The sequence below is a fragment of the Pseudoalteromonas sp. S1610 genome (assembly GCF_005887465.1).
Classification (GTDB): domain Bacteria; phylum Pseudomonadota; class Gammaproteobacteria; order Enterobacterales; family Alteromonadaceae; genus Pseudoalteromonas; species Pseudoalteromonas undina.
This window is the reverse complement of sequence record NZ_PNDI01000064.1, coordinates 1-9,180: the sequence shown is the minus strand read 5'-3', so window position 1 is coordinate 9,180 and position 9,180 is coordinate 1. Positions and strand designations below refer to the sequence as shown.

General features: G+C 41.8%; 6 protein-coding genes. 3 read left to right on the top strand and 3 right to left on the bottom strand.

Annotated features, from left to right (window positions below):
* The first annotated feature begins 291 nt into the window (after window positions 1–291).
* Window positions 292–1,215 (top strand): glutaminase B, encoded by a 924-nt coding sequence (gene glsB / locus CWB77_RS16585; RefSeq protein ID WP_010390961.1) that lies wholly within the window; start codon window positions 292–294, stop codon window positions 1,213–1,215.
* A gap of 22 nt (window positions 1,216–1,237) precedes the next feature.
* Here the strand turns inward: glsB and CWB77_RS16580 are convergent, their stop codons facing one another.
* Window positions 1,238–2,542: an inosine/guanosine kinase gene (locus tag CWB77_RS16580; RefSeq protein WP_138623663.1), complete on the bottom strand. Its 1,305-nt coding sequence runs from the start codon at window positions 2,540–2,542 to the stop codon at window positions 1,238–1,240.
* A gap of 177 nt (window positions 2,543–2,719) precedes the next feature.
* On the opposite strand from CWB77_RS16580, the gene tadA reads away from it, so the two are divergent.
* Window positions 2,720–3,226, top strand: a complete 507-nt coding sequence (gene tadA, locus CWB77_RS16575; RefSeq protein WP_138623661.1) for a tRNA adenosine(34) deaminase TadA — start codon at window positions 2,720–2,722, stop codon at window positions 3,224–3,226.
* Here the strand turns inward: tadA and CWB77_RS18445 are convergent.
* Window positions 3,223–3,393, bottom strand: a complete 171-nt coding sequence (locus CWB77_RS18445) for a hypothetical protein (protein WP_008468235.1) — start codon at window positions 3,391–3,393, stop codon at window positions 3,223–3,225. The two genes, tadA and CWB77_RS18445, sit on opposite strands and share 4 nt — an antisense overlap.
* Window positions 3,394–3,529: 136 nt before the next feature.
* Entirely contained in the window at window positions 3,530–4,987 is a 1,458-nt protein-coding gene (mltF, locus tag CWB77_RS16570; protein WP_138623659.1) for a membrane-bound lytic murein transglycosylase MltF, read from the bottom strand.
* Window positions 4,988–5,198: 211 nt separating this feature from the next.
* Here mltF and purL point away from each other — a divergent pair, with 211 nt between their 5' ends.
* Window positions 5,199–9,089 (top strand): phosphoribosylformylglycinamidine synthase, encoded by a 3,891-nt coding sequence (gene purL, locus CWB77_RS16565; RefSeq protein WP_138623657.1) that lies wholly within the window; start codon window positions 5,199–5,201, stop codon window positions 9,087–9,089.
* Window positions 9,090–9,180 lie beyond the last annotated feature (91 nt).

Genomic DNA, 9,180 nt, shown 5'->3' with positions numbered 1-9,180 from the left:
ATAGTGTAGCATTTGCTATGTGACTTTTTACCGCTGTGGGCACTGCGACATTCTACTGCGCTGTCGCTACGAAGTAGCCCACCGACTCTAATTAAAGGCATCAGATTAAAGTAAAAAAAGTAGGAACTTAAAGCCCTTACTATGGTTTACTTATGCTGTAATAGTTTCGAAGTTTGTAGTGAAATATTTTCATTGATATCAGCGAATCCCCTATTTGCTCAACATTACCATGCGGTTATGGATCTGACGTGTTAAAATTTGATTTTAGATTTCGTATTATTGAGGTGTCGATTGCCAACGAGTGATTACCAACGAGTGTTAAATGAGATAACTCAAGAGGTTAAGCCTTTACTAACGCAGGGTAAAGTTGCCGATTATATACCGGCATTGGCAGAGGTTTCTCCTGAGCAGTTCTCTATTGCTATTTATACTACGGACGGAGAAATTTTCTGCGCCGGTGATTGTGAGCAACGTTTCACAATTCAATCTGTATCTAAAGTAATGACTCTGACATTAGCGTTGCAACGCTATGGCGATGAATTATGGAATAGAGTTGGCAAAGAGCCTTCTGGTACGGCGTTTAACTCTCTGACACAGCTTGAGTTTGAAAAAGGGATTCCACGTAACCCATTTATTAATGCGGGAGCGATTGTTACCTGTGATGCTTTGTATAGTCGTTTATCAGCTCCAATGCACTCTATGCTTGAAACATTTCGCGATTTATCAGGTAATCGAAGTATTGTAATTGACAAGCAAGTGGCTAACTCAGAGTATGAGTTTAGGCATAGAAATGCGGCAATGGCACATTTAATGAAATCATTTGGTAACTTTGAGAATGAAGTAGATGATGTCCTTTGGTCGTATTTTAATTTTTGTGCCATAGAACTTAATTGTATTGAACTTGCCAAGGCGTATAATTTTTTAGCCAATAAAGGGATAGATTACAGCTCGAATAAACGAGTACTTTCTAGTCGTCAAAACAAGCAACTAAATTCGTTGTTATTTACCAGTGGCTTATATGACGCAGCAGGTGACTTTGGTTATCGTGTTGGCATGCCAGGTAAATCGGGTGTTTCAGGAACAATATTAGCGGTGTTACCGAATAGATTTACAGTGGCAGTATATTCACCAGGATTAAACTCTTTTGGTAACTCAGTGGCGGGAATAGCAGCATTAGAGCTGCTATCTAAAAAGCTTGATATATCTATATTTTAGCTTTGTTTAGCGTAATGGGATCTTATTGATCCCAATACACTTGTTCTAAACAATCTTCGCGCTCAGGCAAACCACGAGATAAGCGAGGAGAGTGCTGTACAAGTACTTCAAAGCTTGCACGGTTAGCATATTTGCTAATTTGTGCGAGCGAAGAGTAGGTAATGGCTTGTTGCTGATGCTTTGCTGAATTAGCAACATTCAACTTATGATAAACATTCGCTGATAAGTCATGTAAAACCGCGGCTAAAGCACAGTCACCGGCACCATTGGTATTTTTAATCGAGTCAGGCCCACCCATAAACGGCGCAGTATGGCTATATGCCTTTATAGGATTTTCACAGTCAATTTTACGCATTGCACGTGAAAATTCATAACGATTAAAATCTGGTATAGCACCCGGTAATAATGGGTACTCTGTTTCACGTTTGCAGCTGTCATCAACAAAGCCAGCCATAAATAAGCCTTTTTCACCGGCTGTACAAATAACTAAGTCAACCCAGTCTAATGCTTTGTCAGCAGCAAGAAGTGGATCTTCATATCCAGTAATTGCTTGGCCTTCTTCTTCGTTCATAGCAAGTATATCAACATGCTTTTCTACAAAGTTAGCCCACCATGTCGGGTCCTGCTCGATAAGAAACTTAGTTCCTAGAGTTAATACCACCGGTACATTTGCATCGTTAGCGTACTTGATTGCTTGCATGGTCGCTTCGGTCATGGTTTCATCATCTTGAGTACGCATTAAATAAGCACTGATGACTAATGCTGATGAGCCTTCTATTAGCTCTTTATCAATTGACTCTGGCTTTAGGTAATTCATCAGGCCAGCACTAATAGCAAACGTGCGCTCACCTGTTTCATCAATCAAGGTAAAGCAACGGCCAATAGGACCATCGACTGGTTGTAAGTAGTCTAAATCTACACGACTTGAGTTATTACATAAAAATCGATAAGCATAACTGCCTATTTTTATATTTTCGCTCATTACGCCTAATAGTACCGAACGATCATCAGCAAGTACGGAATAGTTGTGCATCGTGTTGCCAACGGTTCCTCCTGCGAATTCGTAATCGACCATATCGTTTAGTTTTAAGCGATCGTATAAAGCATTAGTGATGTCATTATCTATAACTTGCGACATCCCTCGGCGCAATTGAAATTCATCGAGAAAAGCTTGGTCAACCTTAGCTTCTATATCAACAACGATTTGATCGATCCCCGTAATATAGCTGCGGTGTAATCGTTCTGTGGCGTTAAGTTGATTGGTCAGTGGATCTTTGGCTTCCACTGGAAAATAATGTTTATGCCTGCGGCGTCCAGGAAATTTCATTTGCTACCCGTGTTGTGAGCTAAATAAAAAAAGCGAGAGATTATAGCGTAAATCCCGCCTTATGGGCCATGGTAAACCACTTAAATTTGTTTTATTTTTGCAATAAAGTGATCAATTACGCATTTTTTTACGCTAAGTTGGTATAATTACGGCATAAAAAATAGTTAAGTAATAATCATGACAGAGCCATTTGACGACCAATATTGGATGGAACAAGCCCTTGTATATGCAAAACAAGCAGAGCAATTCGATGAGATCCCGGTAGGCGCCATTATTGTCAAAAATAATCAGCTTATAAGCGCGGGTTATAATCGCTCAATTACCGATAATGACCCATCTGCCCACGCTGAGATGATAGCGGTAAGAGAAGCCGGAAAAGTGCTTAACAACTATCGCTTAATTGACTGCACTTTGTATGTCACGTTAGAGCCTTGCTCTATGTGTGCAGGTCTGTTGGTGCACAGCCGAATTAAACGTTTAGTATTTGGTGCAGCCGATGCTAAAACGGGTTCTGCTGGTTCTATTATGAACTTGTTGCAAGAACCTCGTTTAAACCATCAAGTAGAAATAACGGGTGGGGTTTTAGAGACACAATGTGCTGAGACTATTTCTAGTTTTTTTAAACGTCGCCGAGCACAAATTAAAGCCGCAAAGCTAGCCGCTCGCAACCTTAACAACGATTAGTCTGCAGCTGCTATTAAGGCGTCTAATTCAGCCATTTGCTGCATAGCGAACATACGACGGCGCCAAATTATCTTTTTATGTAAGTTTCTTAACATCACTCGACGACGAGTGGCAGTTGAGTGTTTTATACAACGTTTAAGCTGATGTGTACGTCTACGTTTAAGCATTACTTATCCTTATGTGCTTGGTGATGACACAGATTTTAATACAATTGAGCCAGATTATTGAATAATTGATTGCAAGTAAACAACTATTTGCTTTTCTAACATGTAGCTAATATAGCGCGAAATTTTCACAGCGCTTTTATTTTTCTTTTTCTACGCCATCACTTATACGTTGATTTGCATCACCTGGTTTAATGCTTTTATCTTTTGTTTCTTTTTCTGTTTCGGAAGTTGGCGGTATAGTTGCCATTGCATTATTTTCATCTAACCAAACAAGCGCATCGTAATAGCGACGAATATTATCAACATAAGTCACTGCAACATCACCGCGAGCATAGCCATAGCGGGTATTACGGTAGTGACGTTTTTTTACTAGCAATGGTAAGCGCTTTTTAACGTCAGCCCATTTATCAGGGCTAGCGCCTTGTTGCTCAGTAATTATGCGGGCATCGTTGACGTGCCCCCAACCAACATTATAAGCTGCAAGTGCAAGCCAAGTACGATCAGGCTGCGGGATTCTATCAGGTATACGCTTGATTAATTTAGCTAAGTATTTTGCACCGCCACGTATGTTTTGTTCTGGTTCTAAGCGGTTAGTAACACCGACTTGTTTTGCTGTGCGCCTTGTTAGCATCATAATACCGCGTACACCCGTTGGTGATTTAGCTCGTGGGTTCCACATCGACTCTTGATAACTCAATGCAGCAAGTAAGCGCCAATCAAGGCTACCCGCATATTGCACAAACCAAGGTTGATATTTAGGTAGTGTTTCTTTTATTGCATCTATATAGGCTAAGGTATTAACATAATTAAACTGACGTACATGGCCAAAGTACTTTTCTTCAAGTACATAAAGTTGATTGTTTTGTTTTGCCTCACCAAAAAAAGGAACTAGCAATGCGTACAATGAGTCATCATTCGACTTTCTTAGTATCCATGCAATTGAATCATTACGCGTAACTGAAAAGCCAATACTCAAGTTAGGGTGATAGCGCCTAAACAGCGCTAATGTATGAGAGTCTGCTAAGGTGTAATCTATTTCCCCATCAATAACGGCTTGTAATAACTCTTCTTCATCAAACTCTTCGGTTTCACTCCAAGTTAAACCAGGATTGTTTTGTTGTATTTCTTCTAATGTTAATGAGTGACTACTTTTAGCAATAATGGTGAAGTTACCAGTTAAATCATCAAAATCTCTTGGCCGTTCACGACCTTGCTTAAATACTAATTTTTGACTTATTGTTCTGTAAGTTGGGCCATAGCGATAACGTTCGGCGCGCGCCTTATTAAAAGTAAGTCCAGAGGCAATTAAATCGAGATCGCCACTATCTAAGCGCGCAAACATATCGGATAAATTAAAAAAGGGCACAATTTCAAGCTCTACCCCAAGGTAGTCGGCGAATGCTTGAGAGAGTTCAAATTCAAACCCTTGTTCACCTTGAACAGCTTGATAATAATTACTTGCACTGGCGAGTGTACCAACGCGAATTTTATTTTCTGATTTAATTTGGGCGAGCTGTGTTGACTGCTCTTGTGTGTTACAGGCACACAAAAGGATGACTAACGTAATGATTGTTATTAGCTTTATCTTCAACATATTCGCCTCTTTAGCATCGTATCTCCTGTTATAACAAAACTTACTGATTACGTCACTTACCGTTTGATCGCAGCCAGTAAAAAATAGGTGTAAACAAAAAGAAAAAGTTAATTTAATGAAAAGCGCATTTTTGAGTTAAATCTGAGAGTAATTTGGACTATAATACGCGCCTAAAATATCGTTCAATCCCTAACCCCGGGTGAAATTACTTATGTTGATCCTTCGTGGTGCACCAGCACTTTCAGAGTTCAGAGTTAATAAAATTTTAGCGCGTTGCCAACAATTGCAACTTCCTGTCACCAATGTATATGCCGAATACGCTCACTTTGCCGATTTAACATCGCCATTAAACAATGATGAGCAAACCAAACTTGAGAAGTTATTAACCTATGGACCAACAATTGCTGAGCATGCGCCAGCGGGTCAGTTGGTATTAGTAACGCCTCGCCCTGGTACTATTTCGCCATGGGCTTCAAAAGCGACTGATATCGCTCATAACTGTGGGCTCAAGCAAGTTCACCGAGTTGAGCGTGGTATTGCTTACTATGTTGAAGGTGATTTAAGCGCCGAGCAACTTACACAGGTTACAGCGCTTCTTCATGACCGTATGACCGAAGCTACTCATAGTAAATTAGAAGATGCAGCGCAGTTATTTCGCAGTGATGCACCTCGCCAAATGTCATCAGTTGATATTTTAGGTGGCGGCCGTGAAGCATTAGCCGTAGCCAATATAGAGCAAGGGTTTGCACTTGCTGATGATGAAATTGACTACTTAGTAGAAAACTTCATCAAGTTAGGGCGCAATCCTAACGACATCGAATTATTCATGTTTGCACAAGCAAACTCAGAGCATTGTCGTCATAAAATATTTAATGCTGATTGGACTATCGATGGTATTGAACAGCCAAAGTCGCTGTTTAAAATGATTAAAAATACCTTTGAGCATAATCCTGAAAATGTATTGTCTGCTTATAAAGATAATGCAGCCGTAATGAAAGGCTCAAAGGCGGGTCGCTTCTTCCCGAATGCGCAAGGTGAATATGCGTATCATCAAGAAGACATTGAAATATTAATGAAGGTTGAAACCCATAACCACCCAACGGCAATTGCGCCCTTTTCTGGTGCGGCAACAGGGTCGGGCGGTGAGATTCGCGATGAAGGTGCAACTGGCCGTGGTTCAAAACCAAAAGCGGGTTTGGTAGGTTTTACTGTATCTAATTTACGTATTCCAGGTTTTGAACAGCCTTGGGAGAGTGATTTTGGTAAGCCTGGCCGTATTGTTAATGCCCTAGACATTATGACTGAAGGCCCATTAGGTGGTGCTGCGTTTAATAATGAGTTTGGCCGTCCTAACCTTTTAGGTTATTTCCGTACTTACGAAGAAAAAGTAACGAGTCACAATGGTGAAGAGGTACGTGGTTACCACAAGCCAATTATGCTCGCAGGTGGTTTAGGTAATATTCGTGCTGATCATGTTCAAAAAGGCGATATTCCAGTAGGCGCAAAACTGATTGCGCTTGGCGGCCCTGCAATGAACATTGGTTTAGGCGGTGGTGCTGCATCTAGCATGGCATCGGGTCAATCAAACGAAGATTTAGATTTTGCTTCTGTTCAACGTGAAAACCCAGAAATGGAACGTCGTTGTCAAGAAGTGATCGACAAATGTTGGCAGCTAGGTGATGCAAATCCTATTGCGTTTATACATGATGTGGGCGCTGGTGGTTTATCAAATGCATTCCCTGAGCTTGTAGATGATGGTGGCCGTGGTGGTAAATTCCAGCTGCGCGATATCCCTAATGATGAGCCGGGCATGGCTCCACACGAAATTTGGTGTAATGAATCGCAGGAGCGCTATGTGCTTGCTGTGGGCGTTGAAGACTTTGCACGCTTTGAAGCAATTTGTAAGCGTGAGCGCGCACAATATGCAGTTATTGGTGAAGCGACAGAAGAACGTCATTTAACGGTTGCAGATAGTCATTTTGATAACAGCCCTGTAGATTTACCATTGGATGTATTATTAGGTAAAGCACCTAAAATGCATCGTGATGTTACGTCGCAGCAAGTAGTCGGTACTGCACTTGATATGGATGCTATTAATCCTGCGGATGCAGCGCAGCGTTTATTACGTTTACCAACCATTGCAGAAAAAACTTTCCTCATTACTATTGGCGATCGCTCTGTAACTGGTTTAGTAGCGCGCGATCAAATGGTAGGCCCATGGCAAGTGCCTGTGGCTAACTGTGCAGTTACCGCAGCAACTTACGATACCTACCACGGTGAAGCTATGTCACTAGGTGAACGTACTCCAGCGGCATTACTTAATTATGGCGCCTCAGCACGTTTGGCTGTGGCCGAGTCTCTTACAAATATTGCTGGTGCTAATATTGGTGGCTTAGAAAACATTAAGTTATCTGCAAACTGGATGGCGGCTGCGGGTCACCCTGGCGAAGACGCAGGTCTATATGAAGCGGTAAAAGCCGTAGGTGAAGAGTTATGTCCAGCACTTGGGTTAACAATCCCAGTAGGTAAAGATTCTATGTCAATGAAAACGACATGGAAAAATGAAGATGATACAACTGAGCAATCAGTAACATCGCCTCTATCACTGATTATTACAGCGTTTGGCCGCGTTGATGATGTACGTAAAACCGTCACTCCACAGCTGCGCACTGATAAAGGCGAGACATCGCTTATATTAGTTGATTTAGGTGCGGGTAAAAACCGACTGGGCGCATCAAGCCTTGCACAAGTTTATAAGCAGCTTGGTGATGTTACGCCAGATGTAGACAGCCCTGAGTTACTAAAAGGCTTTTACAATGCTATGCAGGCGCTAGTGGCTGATAGCAAGCTACTTGCGTATCACGATCGTTCAGACGGTGGCTTGTTTACTACTATCGCTGAAATGGCGTTTACCGGACATACCGGTGTAACCGTAGATTTAGCGACTTTGACAGGCTCTGATATTGAAGCGCTTTATAACGAAGAGTTAGGTGCTGTAATTCAAGTAGCAAACAGTGATTTAGATGCTGTAAAAGCTGTATTTGAGCAGCATGGTGTTGCCGCAATTAGCCATGTGATTGGCTCGCTTAATAATGACGATAACATTGTATTTAATCGTGGTGAGCAAACAGTACTTAATCATACTCGTACTGAGCTTCGTACAATTTGGGCCGAAACAACCTATCAGATGCAAGCGCGTCGTGATAACCCTGAGTGTGCTCAGCAAGAGTTTGACGCTAAATTTGATGCAAAAGACCCAGGCTTAAACGTTAAACTTAACTTTGACTTAAACGAAGATATAGCTGCACCGTACATTGCGACAGGTGCTAAGCCACAAATGGCTATTTTACGTGAGCAAGGGGTTAACTCGCACCTAGAAATGGCTGCTGCGTTTAACCGTGCTGGTTTTGCTGCGGTAGATGTTCACATGAGTGATATTTTAGAAGGTCGTTTAACGCTTGAACAGTTTAAAGGTTTAGTGGCGTGTGGTGGCTTCTCTTACGGTGACGTATTAGGTGCTGGTGAAGGCTGGGCTAAGTCAATATTGTTTAACGATATGGCACGCGATCAGTTCCAAAGCTTCTTCCATCGTGAAGATACCTTTAGCTTAGGTGTATGTAACGGTTGTCAGATGCTATCAACATTAAAAGAGTTGATTCCAGGAACTGAACATTGGCCGCGCTTTGTAACTAATAAGTCAGAGCGTTTTGAAGCACGCTTTAGTCTGGTTGAAATTCAAGAAAACCCATCGGTGTTCTTTAATGGTATGGCAGGTTCACGTATGCCAATTGCAGTTTCACATGGTGAAGGTCATGCAGAATTTGCAAATGATGCGGCAACTAAGGCTGCACTTGCAAGCGGCACCGTAGCAGTTAAGTTCGTTGATAACTACGGTAACCCAACAACACAGTACCCAGCAAACCCGAATGGTTCACCTGAAGGGATCACCGGTATTACATCAACAGATGGTCGTGCAACTGTAATGATGCCACACCCTGAACGTGTATTCCGTGCGGTTGCTAACTCTTGGCACCCAGATGAGTGGGCCGAGGATAGCCCATGGATGCGTATGTTTAGAAATGCGCGTAAAAATGTAGGTTAATATACACGCTGGATTCATGATCTAAATGTAAGATAAAAAGGCTGCCTTGTGCAGCCTTTTTTGTTTAGACTGTTCAAGGTTCAAGGTTCAA

Coding starts and splice junctions, on each gene's coding strand:
- CWB77_RS16580 (WP_138623663.1), bottom strand. CDS start 2,542: ATGAAATTTCCTGGACGCCGCAGGCATAAACATTATTTTCCAGTGGAA.
- tadA (WP_138623661.1), top strand. CDS start 2,720: ATGACAGAGCCATTTGACGACCAATATTGGATGGAACAAGCCCTTGTA.
- CWB77_RS18445 (WP_008468235.1), bottom strand. CDS start 3,393: ATGCTTAAACGTAGACGTACACATCAGCTTAAACGTTGTATAAAACAC.
- mltF (WP_138623659.1), bottom strand. CDS start 4,987: ATGTTGAAGATAAAGCTAATAACAATCATTACGTTAGTCATCCTTTTG.
- purL (WP_138623657.1), top strand. CDS start 5,199: ATGTTGATCCTTCGTGGTGCACCAGCACTTTCAGAGTTCAGAGTTAAT.